This window comes from Acinetobacter sp. YH01025, assembly GCF_013420185.1.
GTDB lineage: Bacteria > Pseudomonadota > Gammaproteobacteria > Pseudomonadales > Moraxellaceae > Acinetobacter > Acinetobacter indicus.
This window is the reverse complement of the sequence record NZ_VOYR01000002.1, coordinates 1-20,767: the sequence shown is the minus strand read 5'-3', so window position 1 is coordinate 20,767 and position 20,767 is coordinate 1. Positions and strand designations below refer to the sequence as shown.

Here is a 20,767-nt window from a genome sequence, read left to right as displayed (position 1 = left end):
GAGCGCATGGGAACCTATATCCTGAAACGTGTGTTGCTGATTATTCCCACACTGTTTCTGATTTTGCTGATTAACTTTATTGTGATCCAGATTGCCCCGGGCGGTCCGGTCGAGCAGGCAATTCAGCAGGCAGAAGCCTTTCAGGGCATGGGCGGGAGTGGCAGTGCCGAAACTGCTGCGGCCGGTTCAACGCCCTATCAGGGCGCCAAAGGTCTAAGTGATGAAATGGTGGCTAAAATTGAAGCGCAATATGGGTTTGATAAACCAATTCATGAGCGTTTCTGGCTAATGCTGAGCAGCTATCTGCAATTTGATTTTGGCACCAGCTTTTTTAAAGACAAGCCGGTGACCCAGCTGCTGTGGGAAAAACTGCCGGTATCGCTGTCTTTAGGATTGTGGAGCACCTTGCTGATTTATCTGGTGTCTATTCCACTGGGGATAAAAAAAGCCCGTCAGCATGGTCTGATCTTTGATAAAGCCACGTCTATTTTGCTGGCCATTGGCTATGCCATTCCGGCCTTTGCTTTTGCGATTTTATTGATTGTATTTTTTGCCGGTGGTTCCTATTTTCAGTGGTTCCCGCTACAGGGATTGGTCTCGGAAAACTTCGATCAGCTGAGTCTGCTGGGTAAAATCAAAGACTATTTCTGGCATATGACCTTGCCGCTGCTGGCGATGGTGATTGGTGGATTTGCCGGGTTGACCTACTTAACCAAATACTCGTTTATGGAAGAACTGAATAAACAGTATGTGCTGGCGGCACGCTCCAAAGGCCTGACCGAATCGCGGGTGCTGTATGGCCATGTTTTTCGTAACGCCATGCTAATTGTGATTGCTGGCCTGCCGGAAGCATTAATTGGGATTTTCTTTGTCGGTAACCTGTTTATTGAAATTATTTTTAACCTCGATGGTCTGGGATTGCTGGGCTTTGAAGCGATTGTACAGCGTGATTATCCAGTAATTTTTGGCACCCTGTTTATTTTTACCTTGTTAGGATTAGTCCTCAGACTGATCAGCGATGTGCTGTATCAGGTCATTGATCCACGGATTAATTTTGAATCACGGGGGGCCAAATAATGTCTCCCTTAATGCAGGCGCGGCTCCAGCGTTTTAAACAGAACCGGTTGGGATTTGGTTGTTTTATCGCCTTTGCTCTGATTTTTATTTTGTCCTTAGCGGCCGAGCTGATCGCCAATGACAAGCCGCTGCTGGTCAAATATGAAAACAGCTTATATATGCCGGTGTTCAAGGCTTATCCTGAAACCACTTTTGGCGGGGTCTTTGAAACCGAGGCGGAATATAAGGACCCGGCTGTGCAGCAGCTGATTCAGGACCAGGGCTGGGCCATCTGGCCACTGATTGAATATTCTTATCAGTCACCGAATTTAGAGCTGGCTGTGCCGGTGCCGTCACCACCGACCAGCGATAACTGGCTCGGGACCGATGATCAGGGCCGAGATGTACTGGCGCGGATTCTCTATGGCCTGCGGGTATCACTGCTATTCGGATTTGCCTTAACGCTGGCCTCTGCTGCACTTGGCATTATCGTCGGGGCGATACAGGGCTATTATGGCGGCTGGGTCGATTTGCTGGGACAGCGGATTCTGGAAGTCTGGGGCGGTTTACCAATGCTGTTCATGGTAATGATTCTGGTCAGTATGTTTAGTCCGAGTGTGTACTGGCTGTTTCTGATTATGCTGCTGTTTGGCTGGCCAACCTTGGTCGGACTGGTCCGGGCCGAATTTTTAAGGGCACGTAATTTTGATTATGTCCGTGCTGCCCGCAGCCTGGGTGTGAGCGACCGTACCATCATGTTCCGGCACATCTTGCCCAATGCCATGAGTTCAAGTCTGTCACAACTACCCTTTATGCTGACTGCGAATATTACCGCGCTGACTGCACTGGATTTCCTCGGTTATGGTTTGCCGCCCGATGCTGCATCTTTAGGCGAACTGCTGCTACAGGGCAAGAATAATTTAAATGCGCCGTGGCTGGCATTGTCGGGCTTTTTTACCCTGGCAATTGTTTTATCTTTACTGATTTATATTGGAGAGGCGACCCGTGATGCATTCGATCCAAGACGCCAGTAAGCGCACGCCGGTGCTGACGGTACAGCAGCTCCAGATTCAGCATCAACAGCAGCTATTGGTGCACAATTTAAATTTTGAATTGCACGCTGGCGAAACACTGGCGCTGGTCGGTGAAAGTGGTTCGGGTAAATCGGTGAGTAGTCTGGCCTTGCTGGGCTTGTTGCCGAGTCAGCTACAGATTCAGGGGCAGGCACTGTTTCAGGGGCAGGATCTGCTACAGCTGAATCCGGTACAACTACGCCAGATTCGCGGCCAGCGCATTGCCATGATTTTTCAGGAGCCGATGACGGCATTAAATCCGCTGCATCGGGTAGAAAAAATTATTGGCGAAAGCCTGCTGTTACAGGGGCATTCCAAGGCGGAAACCCGGCAACGCGTGCTGCAATTGCTGCAAGATGTTGGCATTCCCCAGCCGGAAGATAAACTGAAGCGTTATCCGCATGAACTGTCTGGCGGGCAGCGCCAGCGGGTGATGATTGCCATGGCCTTGGCGCTTGATCCGGACATCCTGATTGCCGATGAGCCGACCACTGCGTTAGATGTGACCCTGCAGGCGCAAATTCTGGACCTGCTGCAAAGCTTACAGCGCAGCCGGCAGATGGCCATGATTTTAATCAGCCATGATTTGAATCTGGTGCGGCATTATGCCGATCAGGTCATTGTCATGAACAAAGGCCAGGTCGAGGAGCAGGGGCCGGTTGAACAGGTCTTTCATGCGCCGCAGCAGGCCTATACCCGGGAACTGCTGCATCATGATTTTGGTCAGGCTTTACAGGTAGAGGCGACTCAGCCTTTATTGCAACTGCAACAACTGGGTGTGAAGTTTCCCATTAAGCAGGGTTTACTCAATCGGGTCAAAAATTATTTTGTCGCGGTGGAGCCGCTGGATTTCAATCTGGCCCAAGGCGAATCCATCGGTATTGTCGGGGAAAGTGGTTCCGGTAAAAGCTCGCTGGCGCTGGCGATTTCGCGTTTAACTGCCAGTGAGGGCAAAATTGATTTGCTGGGCCAGGACTTGAACCAGCTTTCGGAAAAGCAGCTGCGGCCATTACGCAGTGAATTTCAGATTGTATTTCAGGACCCGTTTAGCAGCCTGAATCCGCGTTTAAATGTCGAGCAGACCATTGGCGAAGGGTTGGCCTTACAAAAGCTGTCAGCATCCGAAATTCAGCAGCGCATTGATCTGGCGCTGGAAAAAGTTGAATTGCCGGTCAGTTTTAAAACCCGTTATCCGCATGAACTATCCGGTGGACAGCGGCAACGGATTGCACTGGCACGTGCGCTGGTGCTGAAACCGAAACTGCTGATTCTGGATGAGCCGACCTCGGCGCTGGACCGCACCACACAACGCGCCATCGTTAAACTGTTGCGGCGTTTGCAGCAGCAGGAGCAGATGAGCTATCTGTTTATCAGCCATGATTTGCAGGTGGTCAAGGCCTTGTGTCAGAAGGTACTGGTACTGAAACATGCCAAGGTGATGGAATTCCAGCGTACTGAAGATCTGTTTGCACAGCCACAAACTGACTATACCCGGCAGCTGATTCAGGCCAGTCAATATTGATCTGTGACTATTTTTGACAATACGAGTTGTCAAAATTTGCTTGACCATTGGGGTAATTCAATGGAGTATTTGCTCTAGACCACAATGTCAGGATTGACCAATGAGCCAGATTGCAGATCAGCTTCAAATTAGAAAGACCACATTTAAAAACCGCATCATTAAAGGTGCTATGAGTGAGGCGCTGGCCAATACGGCTGGTCAGCCGAACCAGTTACATTTGGGCTTATATGAGGCCTGGGCCAAGGGTGGGCTGGGCTGTGCCATTACCGGCAATGTCATGGTGGATATTCGTGCCAAAAATGAACCGGGCGTGGTGGCCATTGAATCAGAACGTGATCTGGCCAAGTTGCAACAGTGGGCACAGATTGGCAAGCAGTATGGCATGGTGCAACTGGTGCAGCTGTCGCATCCGGGACGGCAATGTCCGAAAGGCCTGAACAAAGAAACCGTCGCGCCTTCCGCCGTACCGTTTAGCCCGGCCTTGGCCACCACCTTTGGCACACCGCGTGAACTGCGTGAAGATGAGATTCTTGATATTATCCAGCGCTTTGCCCGCGCAGCGCAGATCTGTGAGCAGGCCGGTTTTGAAGGGGTGCAGCTGCATGGCGCACATGGCTACTTAATCAGCCAGTTTTTATCACCGCTAACCAATAAACGCCAAGATCGTTGGGGTGGCTCGATTGACAACCGGATGCGCTTTTTGCTGGAAATTTATCAGGCGGTGCGCGCTGCGACCTCTGAAGATTTTATCATCTCAGTCAAGCTGAACTCGGCGGATTTCCAGCGCGGTGGTATTAGTGAGGAAGATGTGATTCAGGTCTTTAAAGCGATTGATGCTGCCGGAATTGACCTGATTGAAGTATCGGGGGGGACTTATGAAGCACCGGCCATGGCCGGAGTAAAAGCGGAAAAACGCAAAGCCTCGACTTTAGCGCGTGAAGCCTACTTCTTGGAGTTTGCGGAGCGGATCCGCCAGGAAGTTCGTTGTCATTTAATGGTGACCGGCGGTTTCCGGACCGTACAAGGCATGAATACGGCACTGGCCAGCGGCGCCTGTGATTTCATCGGGATTGCTCGCCCATTTGCGGTAGAGCCAGATCTGGCACATCGTTTGCTGGCAGGGCAAGATGTGCGTTATGGTGTCGATAAAATTAAGACCGGCATTCCACTGGTCGATAAAATGGCAATTATGGAAATTATCTGGTATGCCGCGCAGTTTAAGGACATTGCCCAAGGCAAACAGCCGAATCCAAAACTCTCGCCTTTAAAAGTATTTTTTAAATATTTAAAAGGCAATTTGACTGCAGTCATTAAAGGACAGATTAACTCGCGTAAATCGGCCTAAACAGAAATGGGGAATGAGGGTGATCCATCCCGATTCCCCATCTACGCTTTATTCAGCCTTTTTGAGCATTTCCATCCATATTCACAGGAGATTGTATGAAGTGGATGAGGATCTGGGTGCAGGTGGTATGACTGTTTTAAACGGGTGATAGTATTTTTCCTAGCTCCCGTTCTGTACAAATAAAAAGTTGCAGCAATAAAAAAGCCCAAGTCGCAATGCTTGGGCTTTTTTATGAATCACGTGTGTGACCCGAATATGGCGTCCCTACGGGGATTCGAACCCCGGTTACCGCCGTGAAAGGGCGATGTCCTAGGCCTCTAGACGATAGGGACAGTGCAGAAGAATATTTTAAACCGCTTCTTTTGATTGGAAGGAGTGGCGTCCCTACGGGGATTCGAACCCCGGTTACCGCCGTGAAAGGGCGATGTCCTAGGCCTCTAGACGATAGGGACTTAATAAAATATTACTTCTGAAATTGGCGTCCCTACGGGGATTCGAACCCCGGTTACCGCCGTGAAAGGGCGATGTCCTAGGCCTCTAGACGATAGGGACGTTTCAGAGGTGGGCGTATATTAGGGTGAAAAAAGGAGGGTGTCAAACGCTTTTCTACAATTTTCTGGCTGCAAGGCTTTTAAGCGAATAAATTTAGAACAATTTGCATAAATCAGGTGAAAATTCCCTCAATTTAAGCACTTTCTGGCAGTAACTCGACCAAGGCCTCTAAGACTTGGGAATGCTGTAAATAGCCATAGACTTCATGAGGACGATCTACCGGAGTTTGTACCTGCTGGTTCAGAATGGCCGGTTTAAAATGAAACGGTGGTTCCGACAGTGGAAAGGCGGTCAGAAAATCATCCGGAGAATAAAAATTAATCCAGTCGCCATGCAGGGCAGTGGGGCGCTGAATCGGCTGTTGTAAATGCTCCTGAATCACCCGACAGCGGCGAACCGAGGGTAATAAAGCGTGCAATATTCAGTTCCGGATGCTGAATTAACAGATTATAGGCAATTACCGTGCCTAAGGAATGCGCCAGAATAATATGGGTGTTATCCTGACAGAGCTGGGCATAAATCCGGCTGTGTACCTCTTGAATAAAATGCGGATCGGCCAGGTATAAATAGGCTTCGACCAGAAATTTATGCAACAAGCTGGCATGCAGTTTGGGAAAATAATTGATCAGCCGGGCAAAATTACGCAGTGCAATATCCCGGCTTAAAGCACTAAGCCATTTCAGTTTCTGGTTAAAGTTAAGTGCATCATAGACTTGCAGATGTGGAATATTGCAATCGCCGGGGCGATGTTCTTCCACCACTGTGGTCGGTTTTTGAATTTTGACTGGATGCAGCAGTGGAAAATGCGGCCAGTGCTGCGGCATCAGGGTGCTGGCATTTAAAGTGTTTTGCAGATGATGTTTGGAGAGCAAATCGCCATAAAACGGCATACAGATGGCCTGTTTTAAATCGGCAAAAAATGGGACTGCTGGCTGCGTTTTAAACCCTGCTGCAGTATTGATAACCACAGTCGACGCAGTGAATCGGCAGTCTGGTGTTGCTGATTCATCCCATGAATGCAAATAATATTCATTGTAGGGCCAGCATGTGAATAAGAATGGCTTTATTTAACAGTATAGATAAAAAAAGAGCGGCCGGGGCCGCTCTTTACTGCAAATCCTAATCAGATTTTTTTATGATAAAAACGGTAATAGCTGATATAGCAGGCTGCAATAAAGATTAAACAGCCAAAGAAACTGATGCGCATGGATGGATCAAACACCATACTCAAACAGGTAATCAGACAGAATACAAAGCCCAGAATTGGCACAATCGGGAACAATGGTGCGGCAAAGCCCAGCTCTTTCACGCTACGACCCTGTTTATACCATTCACGGCGGAAGTTGAAATGACTTAAGCAGATACTCATCCAGACCACCACCATGGTAAAGGCCGCAATACCGAGCAGGTTGGTAAAAATCAGCTCAGGTGCAAACTGCTCAGACAGCAAGCCTGGCATTGCGCCCAGCATGGTGACCATCACTGCCACATAAGGAATACCACGCGAGTTGACCTTGGAGAAAACCTGCGGCAACTGCTTCTGATACGACAATGACCACATCATCCGCGATGCTGCAAACAAACCTGAGTTGGCGGCAGACAGTAAGGCGGTAATGATCACGAAGCGGATAATATCTTCTGCGTATGGAATCCCGATGTGCTGGAACACGGTCACAAATGGACTGCTACTCACGCCCTCAGCGGCCAGACCGGCTTCCTGATGCGGCAATAACGCAGTCACCACCAGAATGGTTCCGACAAAGAAAATCAGCAGGCGGAAAATCGCGGTGTTGATGGCTTTTGGAACGTTTTTGGCCGGGTCTTTGGTTTCACCAGCGGCCACACCAATCAGTTCGGTGCCAGAGAAGGCAAAGTTCACAATCAGCATGGTGGTGAAAATCGGGAATAAACCTTCCGGGAACCAGCCCTGTGCGGTTAAATTGCTAAACAGCGGCGCAGATTCATAGCCCTGATAGCCGATCACGCCGAAAATGGCCAGCAGACCGAGCAGAATAAAGGCCACCACGGTCACGACTTTGACCAGTGCCAGCCAGAATTCCGATTCAGCAAACCAGCGGCTAGACACCATATTTAAGGTAAAGACAAATACCCCAAAAATAATGGTCCATAACCACATCGAGATGTGCGGGAACCACTCCTGCATCAGCAGGGCGGCTGCGGTAAATTCAGTCCCCAGGGTGACTGACCAGGTTAGCCAGTACAGCCAGGTGACGGTATAGCCTGTTCCGGGTCCAATATAACGTTTGGCATAAGCACCAAAAGAACCGGATTCAGGCATATGGACAGCCAGTTCGCCCAAACACAGCATAACCATGTAAGCGATCACACCGCCCAGAAAATAAGCAAGAATGGCACCTACAGGCCCCGTTTGTGCAATGACTTCACCCGAACCTAAAAATAAACCAGTTCCGATTGCACCACCAAGTGAAATCATAACCAGATGTCGAGTACTCATAGCGCGTTTTAAAGGCGCAGAATTGCCCTGATGCGTAGCATCATTCGGAGAATGAGATGTCTGCATAAGAGTAGGAGAATAAAAGAATAGAGAAGCAGGCTATTGTAGAGAAAAACTACAAATCTGCAATCAATAATCAAAACAATTGGGTTAGAAGTAATCGTCTGGCGCGATTTAGATGGCGTCCCTACGGGGATTCGAACCCCGGTTACCGCCGTGAAAGGGCGATGTCCTAGGCCTCTAGACGATAGGGACGTTGCGAGGTGAGGGCTATATTAGGGATTTGCCCCAAAGATGTCAATTTGATGACGGGAATAATTCCATGATTTGGATTTATTTGTCTAAAAAGTATCTGTTTAGGCTGTTGGAAAATTTATCGCTTGATGATGGCCGCCTGGTTTTTAATAAGCACTTCAATCTGCACCGGATTTTAACCCATGAGCATCTGCACGACTCATCGTACTGGAGATAAAAAAGACCACGTTTAGTGGTCCGGGGTTTGGTACTCAGGTGCTTGTGGCTGCGGCGCGGCCTGTTCAGCCGGTGCGGGCGCTTGCGGTACTTTACTATCACGCGACACAATGTACAGATAAAGTGCCGAAGGCAGCAAAATAATCAGGACCAGAAAAATCTTTTTTAACATTGTCTTATAAAAAAAGCATGGGAAATTACTGCAATTATAGCGGATGCACAGTCTAAAAGCGCAAGACTGTGCATATTTCCACGCTAGAATTTAAAGGTCACATCGGCAATAAACTGCCGGCCAATGTCGGGCTGGGCGCTGCCGCTGCTGTCAATAAAGCTGTTGGCGCGGTTGGTGACATTGTTAATAGTCAGACCCAAAATGGTTTGAGTATCTTTAAAAGATGGAATCCGGTAGCTGGCTTTTAAGTCCCAATAAAACTTGTTCTGGGTGGTGTACGGCGTATAGGCATCATGCTGCACGCCCTGTGCGTCGGTATAGCCTTTGGCCTCACGTTTTAGGGCATCAACATTACCCTGATAACTCAGGAAATGGCTGAGCGTTAGCGGCAGGCGGTCAAACTGCATCTCCCAGTTCAGACGCACGGTCCACGGCACATGAAACTCATGGGCAGGGCGATCCTCGGCATCAATCAGTTGCCCCTTATAATAGACTTGCGGGGTGGCGGTCAGAATATCGGTACTGTCGTAATGATCAAAATTGCGCGTGGTTTCGGTATAGTCTGCATTCAGGGCCAGACGATGCTGTGCACCTAAAAATGCCAGTGGCGCCAGGTTGCGGATGGAAAGTGAATAAATATCGGATGCAGAGCGACCGCGATTGTCATAGCTATAACTCAGATCTTCCAGATTCATTTTAGTTTTACGTAACTGGTCCTGATTGTCACGGTTGACCCATTTCAGGCTGAGTGCGGTATTGTTCAGTTTGGAACTCAGGCCGAGTACGGTTTCATCGCTATACGGGGTTTGTAGCTTGGAGCGATAGGTGAAACTGGTCTTTCCTGCGGTTTTGGGTGTCCAGCCTTGTTCCAGCTGCGCGCGTGTATATTTTTGCTCAAACTGGTCAATCCGGTCATTCAGTTCATTCACAAACGCATTTAGCCCGTAATAGCGGTTCCAGCCACCCAACAGGGTTAAGCGCTCATTACCAAAAGGACGGATTTCTAGTGCAGTTCTGGGGGCAACATTGTTCTGTTTATGGATGGAATCATAGTCACTCCGGAAGCCCAGGGTCGCGGTCAGATAGTGATTCCAGTGAATCTGGTCTTCAATAAAGGCATGCCAGCGATCCTGACGGATATCCAGTTGACCGGCATAATAGCTGGTTTTGCTGCTTAAATACTGGCCTTGATATTTTCCATCCAGACTTGGCGCAGTATCACAGGCATCATATAGAGTGCCATTATCAGACTGGCAGTCGGCACCGTTTAAATTTAAAGGCGTAGCATATGCGTGGGCAGTTTCAGGACGTTGCCAGTAGGCTTTATAATGGCCATAGCCGGCTCCGATTTTAAACTGATGCCGTAAAGATGCGGTTTCAATCGGCTCAAACAGGGCTTTAATGGTGTATTCCAGCCGGCTTTCTTGCTGGTTTAAGGCGCCCATATGACCTTCAAAGCTATATTTGTCCTTGCCCCAGTTTTTGCTGCTCGAGTTGAGCCAGCTATAGTGATTCTGGGCAGCCTGACGTCCCGCTTGCTGGCGTTGATAGTTCAGCTGCTGGGTCAGCAAGACACTGTCGAGCTGGTTGTTCAGATTAAAATACAGGTTCTGACTGTTCGAGTGCTGGGTCGATTCAGAATCACGGATATTGGATTTAAAATACAGTCCATCATTTTCCAAAAAGCTCGCACCCAGCTTAAATGAAGTACGTTCAGAGGGATCATAAAATAATTCCACACCGGCATTGCGGGCCTGACGCTGCTGTTCAAATTGCCCTGATTCGGCAAAATCTGTTTTTAAGGGAATGGCTGAATGCCGGTATGAAGCAAAGGCATTAAAACCCCATTGCTCACTGAGCCGACCATAACTGTTCAGGCTAATGCCCTGTTTGGTGAAGTAGGGCTGTGCCGACTCATCGGTCGAATCTTCAAAAGCATCCCGGCTGTCCTGAGAGGGGAAATTGACTTTTGACCAGGCATCTGAGGTGTAGTCATAACTGAGCGAACCGTGAATTTTGCCAATTTCAGTTTGCGGAGCGCAGGTTTCGGCAGAAACCACGCCGCCGGTAAATTCTCCATATTCCGCCCCGACATTACTGTCTAACACGGTCAGTTTACACAGTAGGTCGGTATTAATGGCAGCAGTCTGTGAATTGCCCATTAGCTGGTTGGGATGATTGGATTGCTGTGCGCCCACCGGATTAATCGTATTGTTGATGGAGAGGCCATTGATCAGAATCTTGTTATCGTAAGCCAATCCGCCATTAATACTGATATCGGCCGCGTTCAGTTCACCTTGCTGCAAGCTGCTGCGAAAGCGGTGACCGAGCTGCACGTTCGGATTCACCTTTAAAAATTCGGTGATGTTCTTGCTGCTATTCGGGCTTTTCTTTAAATCTTCCTGATTATAGACCGTTTTTCCCAGCGCATTTTCATCTTTGGCCTCGACCACAATGGTCGACAGTTTGAGCGAGGGAGATGGGGCGGTGTGTTCTGATTCTTGAATCTGTTCAGCAAAACTAAGGGAGCTGAAGCTGCTTAAAATGGCCACAGACAAGCTGGAATAGGCAAAACGCATGAGATGTGTTTTTTGTAAAAGATAATGCAAGCGATTATCATTAACTTGATGGGCTCAATCAATAGAAATGAGAATTATTTGCAATAACAGCTTAAATAAACAACAGTGCTGTGCAAAGAAGAATGAATAACAAACAGGAGGGGAGAGAAATGAGATGGCGTCCCTACGGGGATTCGAACCCCGGTTACCGCCGTGAAAGGGCGATGTCCTAGGCCTCTAGACGATAGGGACGTTTAGAAGATGGCGGTATCTTATTGATCCGCCACCAAGGTGTCAAGTAGATGCGGGGTGAGTTTGTTTAAAATATAACAGAACAGTTCCGCGGTCTTTTGTGTGTCGTACAGGGCAGAGTGCGCTTCTTTGCCATCAAATTCAATGCCGGCCTGAATACAGGATTTGGCCAGTACTGTTTGACCGAACATCACCGCGCTTAAGGTTACGGTATCGAGTACGGAAAAGCTGTGAAACGGATTCTGGTTTTTGGTACTGGTACGGGCAATGGCCGCCTGTAAAAAGCCCAGATCAAAATGCGCATTGTGGCCGACCAGCACTGCATGAGTACAGTTTTGCTGGCGACGCACTTCATTCACGGATTTAAAAATACGTTTCAGCGCCGTTTTTTCATCTTCAGCCATGGCCATACGCATCGGGTTGAACGGATCAATCCCGATAAAGTCGAGTGAACGACGGTCCAGATTGGCCCCTTCAAACGGATTAATATGCGCATGATAGGCCTGACCCGGAACAAAATGGCCTTCCGCATTAAACACAATCGGAATGGCGGCTATTTCAAGTAAGGCATCGGTTTGCGAATTAAAACCTGCTGTTTCGACATCGACCACAACAGGTAAGAATCCACGGAAACGCTGACCAATTAAAGGTAGAGTTTCGTCTGTCACACTTTTCTCCATTGGATGGTTTGACCGGCATATAGCGGAACAATCTGTTCACCATCCAAATAGTCTAAACTTGCAGGAATCACTTGGTCTTCTTTAACCAGGGTAATCGTACCAGTATTACGCGGCAAACCATAGAAGTCTGCGCCAAAGTGGCTGGCAAAACCTTCTAGGCGGTCCAGTTTACCGACCTGGTCAAAGGCTTGCGCATACAGCTCAATGGCGGTTGGTGCGCTATAGCAGCCGGCACAGCCACAGGCATTTTCTTTGGCATTTTTAGAATGCGGCGCACTGTCGGTTCCGAGGAAGAATTTCGGGTTGCCACTGGTCGCCACTTCCAGCAAAGTCTGCTGATGGGTTTGACGTTTTAAAATAGGCAGGCAGTAGAAGTGCGGTTTAACTCCACCAACCAGCATGTCATTGCGGTTAAACAGCAAATGCTGCGGAGTAATGGTAGCCGCTACGTTACGGTCCTGCTCCAGGACAAAGTGTGCTGCTTCGCTGGTGGTGATGTGTTCTAGCACCAGTTTCAGTTTCGGGAACTGTTTTAATAAAGGTGCCAATACTTCATCGAGGAAGCGTTTTTCACGGTCAAAAATATCGACATGCTGATGGGTTACTTCGCCGTGTAACAGCAGCGGCACCTGATGTTCTTCTAACTGTTCAATCACCGCATAGACTTTACGGATGTCGCTGACCCCATTGTCCGAGTTGGTGGTCGCACCAGCCGGATACAGCTTGATGGCATTGACATGCTCGGAGTCTTTAATTTTTTTCACTTCGGCTGGCGAAGTCTGATCGGTGAAATACAGTACCATGCGCGGATCAAACGCCACGCCTTCTGGCACATGCGCCATAATGCGTTCACGATAGCTGATCGCTTCTTCCACGGTTTTTACAGGCGGGACAAGATTCGGCATACAGATCGCACGTGCAAACTGTTTGGCAAGATCTGGAACTGTACGTTTTAATGCTAAACCGTCACGTAAGTGAGCATGCCAGTCATCTGGCTGTAAAAGAGTAATCGTATTCAAGGTGATGCCGATCGAAAAATAAATGGAATGATAATCTATAAACCTGACAATGATAACGTCAAATCTAGACAAAAGATGCCTTATATTGAATTAATTTTTATCATTTTGTGTTATTTTTAAGCGACTATAAAAATTATATTTTATGTCAATGGAATACAAATATAAGCTTGTCCAATTGCAATACGACAAGGAAAAAATAGAGGCACTGATTGCCCGGCAACGACGCAGCGCAGGTCAGGTGTTTCCGAAACAGCTGGAACAGGAATTTTGGCAGCAGTATTTGGAGCGGGCCCGGCATAATATTAACCAGTATTTCTGGTCGGGGGTGCTGGTCTATTTTATTCTGACCATGCTGGTCATTCCCGGGGATTACTGGATTATCCAGCCGCAACATTTCTGGCATGATTTTATCCGCTGTCTGCTCGGGCTACTCAATGGTGGCCTGTGTCTGCTGACGCTGTTTTTCTTTGCCCATTATAAAATCCTGCGGCGCTATTTTGCTTATGCCGCCATGGCGCTGGTGTTCTGGGCCATCCTGTCGATGACCTGGCTCACCATGACCGTGTATACCGAAGCACTGAAATATCAGGCCATGATGATCATCTGTATCATTTACATCATGGGCTATGTGCTGACCGGGGTAAAACCATTTCATATGCTGCTGACCGGATTAATGGCGGCAGTCATGACCATGGTCATGCTGTTTACCTTTTACATTCCAATTGATGTGATGGTGATGGCGCGGGTGCTCATCGGCAGCGTAGTGATGGGTTTTTTAATGAGTAAAATGCTGTGTACCCGAGAGCGGATGATCTTTCTGGTGATGCAGCAGGCGAAACTCGGCGAGAAAATTAACCGGATTAACAGTGAAGAATTGCTGCATTTAAGCCAGCATGATGCACTGACCAAAGTGTCGAACCGGCGCAACTTTGATGAAATGCTGAACAGCTATTATGAGCAGGCGCGGCATGATGAACGGCCCTTGTCCTTGCTATTTATTGATGTCGATTTCTTTAAGCTGTTTAATGATTTTTATGGCCATCAAAAAGGTGATGAAGTCATTTCATCAGTGGCCAAGTCCATTAAAGACGCGATTCGGCATATGGATTTTGTGGCGCGTTATGGCGGCGAAGAATTTGTGGTGTTGCTGCCTGAAACTGATGCGCATGGTGCTTATGCGGTGGCGTCAAATATTTTTAGGGCGATTGAACGGCTGGCCATTCCACATGAAAAATCCAGTGTGTCCGATATCATTACTATCAGCCTGGGTTTTACCGTGTATAAAGGCGAGCTCGAGATTTCCAAGGATGATCTGATTAGCCGTGCCGACCAGGCGCTGTACCGGGCGAAAAAACTCGGCCGGAACCAGATTTATTATCAGACCGCGCAGGTCAGCGATATTCTGCAGGGTCTGGAATAAATCTCAAACAGCAAGTACAAAAAAACCGCCCGAAGGCGGTTTTTTCATAGAGACAACTTATTTCTTGTCTTTTAATTGTGGAACAGCAGAACCTGTACCCACGGCCAGTAAACCAGCACCGGTATAAATGCCAAGTTTTTGACGGGTATCGGTAATGTCCAGGTTACGCATGGTTAACTGACCAATACGATCCATTGGCGTGAACATTGAATCACCTTTTTCCATGGTCAAACGCTCAGCTTCATAGGTGAGGTTTTCAGATTCAGTATTCATGATGGTGTAGTCATTACCACGACGCAGTTCTAAAGTCACTGTACCAGTAATGGCTTTTGCAACCCAACGCTGTGCAGTTTCACGCAGCATCAGTGCTTGAGAATCGAACCAGCGGCCTTGATACAGTAAACGGCCTAAACGTAAACCGTTAATACGGTATTGTTCGATTGTGTCTTCGTTATGAATACCTGTCACTAAACGCTCGTAAGCGATGTGCAGCAGCGCCATACCCGGAGCCTCGTAAATACCACGAGATTTCGCTTCAATGATACGGTTTTCGATCTGATCCGACATCCCCAGACCGTGACGGCCACCAATGCGGTTGGCTTCCAGAATGAACTCTACCGGATCTTCGATACGACGGCCATTCAGTGCAACCGGGAAACCTTCTTCAAAGGTAATTGAAACTTCTTCAGGTGCAATTTCAACGTCATCTTTCCAGAACGCAACGCCCATGATTGGCTCAACAATCTTGATACCGGCATTCAGGTATTCCAGATCTTTGGCTTCGTGCGTTGCACCCAGCATGTTCGAGTCAGTCGAGTAGGCTTTTTCTTTTGACATTTTATAGTCAAAGCCGTTGTCGATCAGGAACTGTGACATTTCTGCACGGCCGCCCAGCTCATCAATAAAGGTCTGGTCTAACCACGGCTTGTAAATTTTGAGTGCCGGGTTGGTCAGTAAGCCGTAACGGTAGAAACGCTCGATGTCGTTACCTTTATAGGTTGAACCATCACCCCAGATGTTCACGTCATCTTCTTTCATCGCTGTAACCAGCATGGTACCGGTAACTGCACGGCCTAGTGGTGTGGTGTTGAAGTAAGGCACACCACCTGTTGAAATGTGGAACGCGCCACACTGAATTGCAGCAATACCTTCAAGTGCAAGCTGTAAACGGCAGTCGATTAAGCGTGCTTTTACTGCGCCATAGGCTTCTGCTTTCTTCGGAATAGCATCGTAATCATCTTCATCTGGCTGACCCAAGTTTGCTGTGTAGGCATAAGGTTCAGCGCCTTTTTGTTTCATCCACAATAAAGCAGCAGAAGTATCTAGACCACCAGAGAAGGCGATACCCACTTTTTTGCCTACTGGTACGCTTTGCAAGATCGTTGCATTATCAGTCATTGCGAGTCCTAACTTATGAATATAGGCAACCAAAATGGTGGCCAAGGAGAATTCGAAAATGGCGCTATTGTAGCACTTTTCCGAAACGATGTTTTCTGAAAAATTTGCTTTCTGAAAAAAGTTAGACTTTTTTCATCGGTTTCAGTTTATTTTCGGCCACAGCAGCCCATTCCTGGCTTGAGTATGATAGAACAATTTATATCCACAGAGAGGAAATGCCGATGCAGCCCAATGTCACACCGCCCCCATTGATCTCCAACAATAACCGCAATGAAACCCTGGCGCTGGTTCATGGTATTTATGCCGGTTTACTCAGTTTTAGTGCGGTGGTGTTCCTGTATCTGGAATATCAGCAGCGCAGTATTGCCACAGTCAATTTAGTGATTGTGATGGCCTTGATGCTGCTGTTGATTTATCTGAATATCATCACCTGTTTAAAAGTGAAACGGGGCGATGGTGAAGGACGCACACTGTCGCGTATTTTGGCCGTGCTAATGTTATTAAGCTTTCCAATTGGCACGGTGCTCGGTGCAATTGCACTATGGAAAAGCAGCAGCAAGCAGTGGCAGAACTGACATTGGCAGTTTGTCATGATAATTTTTTGAAAATGCCATAAACAAATAATAAAAAATCGCTACAGTATTATGCAACAAGTTGCAAAGCCAGCGTACAGGAATACATGATGACAACAAGCTATGCACATCTGCTCAGTCCATTACATTTAGGTTTTACCACTCTGAAAAACCGGGTGGTGATGGGGTCCATGCATACCGGTCTGGAAGACCGTTTTTATAATTATCCGAAACTGGCGGCCTATTTTGGTGAGCGTGCCAAAGGCGGCGTTGGCCTGATTATTACGGGCGGGATTTCCCCGAACCGTCAGGGCTGGTTATTACCGGCCGGCGGCACCATGAATACCTTGGGGGATATTGCACCGCATCGACTGGTGACACATGCGGTACATAAGCATGGCGCCAAAATCCTGTTGCAGATTCTGCATGCCGGCCGTTATGGCTATCAGCCTTTTGTGGTGTCGGCTAGCCCGATTAAATCGCCAATTTCACCATTTAAACCGCGCCAACTCAGCGATAAACAGATTTTAAACACCATTCAGGACTATGTGAAAACCGCCAGTCTGGCCAAAAAAGCCGGTTATGATGGCGTGGAAATCATGGGTTCTGAAGGCTATTTGCTAAACCAGTTTTTAAGCCGTCATGTCAATCAGCGCAATGACCGTTGGGGTGGCCCGATTGAAAACCGAATGCGCTTTGCTGTGGAAATTGTCAAAGCCATTCGTGCAGAAATTGGCGATAAGTTTATTATCTGTTTCCGTCTGTCGATGCTGGATCTGGTACATGATGGCAACACTATGGATGAAGTCATCACGGTAGCCAAAGCTTTGGAACAGGCCGGTGTGACTTTACTGAATACCGGTATTGGCTGGCATGAAGCGCGTATTCCGACCATTGTGACTTCGGTGCCGCGCGCGGCGTTTGTCGATTACACCGCAGCCGTGAAACAGCAAGTGTCGATTCCGGTGATTGCTTCTAACCGGATTAATATGCCAGATACGGCCGAAGAAATTCTGGCAGCGGGCAAAGCCGACATGATTCAGATGGCGCGTCCTTTACTGGCCGATGCTTTCTGGGTCAATAAAACCGCCACCAACCGGGTCGATGAAATCAATACCTGTATTGCTTGTAATCAGGCCTGTCTGGATCATACCTTTAAAAACCAGCGCGCGACCTGTCTGGTCAATCCGCGTGCAGGTTATGAAACCGAACTGGTCTATGTTAAAACCAAACAGCCAAAACGAATTGCCGTGGTGGGCGGTGGAGTCGCTGGTATGTCTGCTGCAACGGTGGCTGCAGGCCGTGGTCATCAGGTGACATTATTTGAAGCCAATGCCGATGTCGGCGGGCAGTTTAATCTGGCCAAAGTGATTCCGGGCAAAGAAGAATTCCACGAAACCATCCGCTATTTTAAGGTGCAGCTGGAAAAAACTGGCGTAGATGTACGTCTGAATACCAAAGTTAACCGCGAGCAGCTGGAACGTGAAGGTTTTGAGGAGGTGATTGTTGCCACTGGTGTGGTGCCACGTACACTCAATATTCCGGGCAGCGATTTACCCCAAGTTCTGTCTTATGCCGAAGTGCTGAATGGCGCGCCTGTCGGTCATAAAGTGGCGGTAATTGGCGCTGGCGGCATTGGCTTTGATGTGTCCGAGTTTTTATTAAAACCGGAGCAGCAGCCACAGCCGCAACCTGTGGAGGACTGGAAACGCGAGTGGGGCGTCGATTTAAATCCACACTATGTATCTGAAGGCGGTATGCAGGCACCGGAAATTCATCCCCCTGTGCGTGAAATTTATTTGTTGCAGCGTAAAACCACGCCATTGGGTGCCGGCTTAGGTAAAACCACCGGCTGGGTGCATCGTGCACAACTGAAAAAGCACGGCGTACGCATGTTACGCGGGGTGCAATATAAAGCCATTGGTGATGAAGGCTTATGGGTAGAAATGGATGGCCATGACCAGTTATTGCGAGTCGATACCGTGGTGGTCTGTGCCGGGCAGGAATCGATCAAAGAGATTATGCCGGAAAATGGCCAGCAGACCTTGGCGCAGTATCACATTATTGGCGGGGCAAAACTGGCGGCGGAACTGGATGCCAAGCGCGCCATTCGCGAAGGTGCTGAATTGGCCGCCAAACTTTAAACATTTGATGAAATAATATTCATTTGAGTCACTTGAATGTAATTTTTACTTGTCAGATGGAAAAAAGCTTCGTATTATGGCGCACATGGAAGCGTGGCAGAGCGGTTTAATGCACCGGTCTTGAAAACCGACGAGGGTGTGAGTCCTCCGTGAGTTCGAATCTCACCGCTTCCGCCATACAACACTTTCCAACATTGCTTAGCGCAATATAAGCGATTGATTATATTGGTTAAAGTTGGAATATAACGGTACGACACACGTTGACACTTGACGTAAATCGACGGTTATAAAGTAGTAAGAAATGTAGTAAGTTAAAACTTACTACATTTTTTTTTGCGTGGTTTTTCTAATGGCACGTACTCAAAATAAGCTCACAGCGCTTCAAATTAAAAAACTTAAAGCTGATCCTCAAAAGAGCATAAAGATTGGTGATGGCGGAAATCTCTACTTTCGTGTTGATCCGAATGGTAGTCGCTATTGGATATTTAATTATACCCGCCCATATACAAACAAGCGCAATGAAGTATCCCTCGGTACGTATCCCGAAATCTCTTTAGAAGATGCACGTAGAATTAGAGATGAGTACAAGATACTTATTCAACAGGGGATTGATCCAGCAACAAAACGTTTACAAGCTAAACACCAACGCCGACATGAAATAGAAAATACCTTTGCCGTGATTGCATCTAAATGGCTAGATAAGCGAAAAGTAGAACAAAAGCAAGACAGCGAAACAATTCGTCGCTTAGAGCATGACGCACTGCCATATATAGGCAAGTTGAGCTTTGATCAATTAACATTGGAGCTACTGGAGGATCGGGTATTTCAACCTATTCTTGAGAGAAAAGCTTATGCTGTTGCTAAAAGATTAAAGTCCGACTTAAATCAAATCTTCAAATTTGCTAGAAAAAGAAAACTCATAACTTACAACCCGATTGAAGATATTGAGTTACCTACACCACCGAAAAAAATCATCCAGCCGTAACTGAGGCGAAAGACTTAAGTGCATTAGTCAAAGCGATATGGAGTTACCCTGAGCAGTTTCCTAGAAGCATGATTATGACACAAGTGGCACTCAAGATCTCATTATTGATCTTTCAACGCCCAGGCGAGATTAGAAGCCTTAAGAAAGCATATTATTATAAAGATGAACGATGCTTAAAATTTGTAAGTAGTAAAACTAAACAAGATCATATCGTACCACTGTCAATACAAGCTATTGAATTGCTTGAATCCATCATTGACTTATATCCCGAAAGTGAGTACTTCTTTATTGGACGAGATGGAAAGAACTATATTTCTGAAAATACCATGAATAAAGCACTTGAAAGATTAGGCTTTGCAGGAAAGCATACAGCCCATGGATCTAGAGCTTCAGCAAGAACAATCCTTGATGAAGTCTTAAAGAAGCGTATCGATTATATTGAGCATCAACTGGCGCATCGAGTCAAAGATCCAAATGGACTTGCTTATAACCGAGCAAAGTATTTAGAAGAGCGTAGATATATGATGCAGGATTGGGCAGATCACTTATATGAGCTTATGGGTAAACCGAGACTAAGACCTAAATATAATTTATATATATTTAAGCCTGTCTAATGACAGGCTTTAAGAGAAATAAAATAGTCGCTATGCAGCTCTATTTTTACTTGTTAACCATTCATTGATTTGATTCTCAGACCATGTAGGCATACTTGCAGTAATATAAGTGGGAGCAGGGAAGTCTCCACGTCTTACAAGCTTCCAAAGCATGGACTCTGAAATGTTCAGTAAGCCAGTGGTTGCATCACGATGGGAGAGTGTTCGTGTGCGACCAGAACGGTCTACATAGACCTTACCAGCACGTGCTGGATAGTTTACGAGATCTTTCACTCGATAAAGTTTTGTAATAGACATTGTCTGTCTACTCCTTATTTTTATAGTTAAGCAAGACTTTGTTGCACAAACCTAGCATAGACGGCTTCTTCAGCAATATAATTTTCAAATGAAGAAGCCTACACACAAAATCTACCGCACAACCAATTGGCCCGCATATAACAGAGCTCTCATTAATCGTG

14 protein-coding genes, 6 tRNA genes and 2 pseudogenes are annotated in these 20,767 nt (G+C 47.3%); 9 read left to right on the top strand and 13 right to left on the bottom strand.

Features of this window, described 5'->3' with window-relative positions; genetic code table 11:
- Positions 1-6 precede the first annotated feature (6 nt).
- From FTT89_RS02555 to FTT89_RS02540, 4 genes are all read left to right on the top strand, one after another.
- Positions 7-1,077: a microcin C ABC transporter permease YejB gene (locus FTT89_RS02555; RefSeq protein ID WP_005179212.1), complete on the top strand. Its 1,071-nt coding sequence runs from the start codon at positions 7-9 to the stop codon at positions 1,075-1,077.
- Entirely contained in the window at positions 1,077-2,090 is a 1,014-nt protein-coding gene (locus FTT89_RS02550) for an ABC transporter permease (protein ID WP_075167714.1), read from the top strand. Before FTT89_RS02555 ends, FTT89_RS02550 begins: the two co-directional genes overlap by 1 nt.
- The gene (locus FTT89_RS02545; RefSeq protein WP_180108538.1) at positions 2,065-3,651 is read left to right on the top strand and encodes an ABC transporter ATP-binding protein; all 1,587 of its coding nucleotides are present in this window, start codon (positions 2,065-2,067) and stop codon (positions 3,649-3,651) included. The genes FTT89_RS02550 and FTT89_RS02545 overlap by 26 nt, the downstream gene beginning before the upstream one ends.
- Positions 3,652-3,751: 100 nt before the next feature.
- A complete protein-coding gene (locus tag FTT89_RS02540) occupies positions 3,752-4,996 on the top strand; it encodes an NADH:flavin oxidoreductase/NADH oxidase family protein (protein ID WP_075174999.1) in 1,245 nt (414 codons plus the stop codon).
- A gap of 256 nt (positions 4,997-5,252) precedes the next feature.
- On the opposite strand, the gene FTT89_RS02535 is transcribed toward FTT89_RS02540, so the two are convergent.
- The 11 genes and pseudogenes from FTT89_RS02535 to pyrC all read right to left on the bottom strand — a co-directional run bounded on the left by FTT89_RS02535 (position 5,253) and on the right by pyrC (position 13,176).
- Positions 5,253-5,328: transfer RNA gene (locus tag FTT89_RS02535), tRNA-Glu, on the bottom strand.
- 44 nt (positions 5,329-5,372) lie between these two features.
- Positions 5,373-5,448 (bottom strand) — tRNA-Glu (locus FTT89_RS02530).
- 24 nt (positions 5,449-5,472) lie between these two features.
- Positions 5,473-5,548: transfer RNA gene (locus tag FTT89_RS02525), tRNA-Glu, on the bottom strand.
- A gap of 133 nt (positions 5,549-5,681) precedes the next feature.
- Positions 5,682-6,581, bottom strand: a pseudogene (locus FTT89_RS02520) (alpha/beta fold hydrolase).
- Positions 6,582-6,671: 90 nt separating this feature from the next.
- Positions 6,672-8,090, bottom strand: coding sequence for an amino acid permease (locus tag FTT89_RS02515; protein ID WP_005179201.1), 1,419 nt, complete (start codon positions 8,088-8,090; stop codon positions 6,672-6,674).
- Between the two features lie 113 nt (positions 8,091-8,203).
- Positions 8,204-8,279, bottom strand: a tRNA-Glu gene (locus FTT89_RS02510).
- Positions 8,280-8,508: 229 nt separating this feature from the next.
- Positions 8,509-8,667, bottom strand: a complete 159-nt coding sequence (locus FTT89_RS02505) for a hypothetical protein (protein WP_180006721.1) — start codon at positions 8,665-8,667, stop codon at positions 8,509-8,511.
- Between the two features lie 83 nt (positions 8,668-8,750).
- Positions 8,751-11,246 (bottom strand): TonB-dependent siderophore receptor, encoded by a 2,496-nt coding sequence (locus FTT89_RS02500; RefSeq protein ID WP_180172659.1) that lies wholly within the window; start codon positions 11,244-11,246, stop codon positions 8,751-8,753.
- 155 nt (positions 11,247-11,401) lie between these two features.
- Positions 11,402-11,477: transfer RNA gene (locus tag FTT89_RS02495), tRNA-Glu, on the bottom strand.
- Positions 11,478-11,497: 20 nt separating this feature from the next.
- Positions 11,498-12,157: a ribonuclease T gene (gene rnt, locus FTT89_RS02490; protein WP_075167718.1), complete on the bottom strand. Its 660-nt coding sequence runs from the start codon at positions 12,155-12,157 to the stop codon at positions 11,498-11,500.
- Positions 12,142-13,176, bottom strand: coding sequence for a dihydroorotase (pyrC, locus tag FTT89_RS02485; protein WP_034597856.1), 1,035 nt, complete (start codon positions 13,174-13,176; stop codon positions 12,142-12,144). Before pyrC ends, rnt begins: the two co-directional genes overlap by 16 nt.
- A gap of 148 nt (positions 13,177-13,324) precedes the next feature.
- Here pyrC and FTT89_RS02480 point away from each other — a divergent pair, with 148 nt between their 5' ends.
- Positions 13,325-14,596, top strand: coding sequence for a GGDEF domain-containing protein (locus tag FTT89_RS02480; protein ID WP_005179187.1), 1,272 nt, complete (start codon positions 13,325-13,327; stop codon positions 14,594-14,596).
- A gap of 57 nt (positions 14,597-14,653) precedes the next feature.
- Here the strand turns inward: FTT89_RS02480 and argG are convergent, their stop codons facing one another.
- Entirely contained in the window at positions 14,654-15,994 is a 1,341-nt protein-coding gene (argG, locus tag FTT89_RS02475; RefSeq protein ID WP_005179184.1) for an argininosuccinate synthase, read from the bottom strand.
- A gap of 221 nt (positions 15,995-16,215) precedes the next feature.
- On the opposite strand from argG, the gene FTT89_RS02470 reads away from it, so the two are divergent.
- From FTT89_RS02470 to FTT89_RS02455, 4 genes and pseudogenes are all read left to right on the top strand, one after another.
- Positions 16,216-16,569: a hypothetical protein gene (locus FTT89_RS02470; RefSeq protein ID WP_180134261.1), complete on the top strand. Its 354-nt coding sequence runs from the start codon at positions 16,216-16,218 to the stop codon at positions 16,567-16,569.
- 104 nt (positions 16,570-16,673) lie between these two features.
- Positions 16,674-18,710: an NADPH-dependent 2,4-dienoyl-CoA reductase gene (locus tag FTT89_RS02465; protein WP_180006718.1), complete on the top strand. Its 2,037-nt coding sequence runs from the start codon at positions 16,674-16,676 to the stop codon at positions 18,708-18,710.
- A gap of 87 nt (positions 18,711-18,797) precedes the next feature.
- Positions 18,798-18,887: transfer RNA gene (locus FTT89_RS02460), tRNA-Ser, on the top strand.
- A 172-nt stretch (positions 18,888-19,059) separates the two neighbouring features.
- A pseudogene (locus FTT89_RS02455) lies at positions 19,060-20,309 on the top strand (tyrosine-type recombinase/integrase).
- Between the two features lie 30 nt (positions 20,310-20,339).
- Here FTT89_RS02455 and FTT89_RS02450 read toward each other — a convergent pair.
- The gene (locus FTT89_RS02450) at positions 20,340-20,606 is read right to left on the bottom strand and encodes an AlpA family transcriptional regulator (RefSeq protein WP_180006717.1); all 267 of its coding nucleotides are present in this window, start codon (positions 20,604-20,606) and stop codon (positions 20,340-20,342) included.
- Positions 20,607-20,767 lie beyond the last annotated feature (161 nt).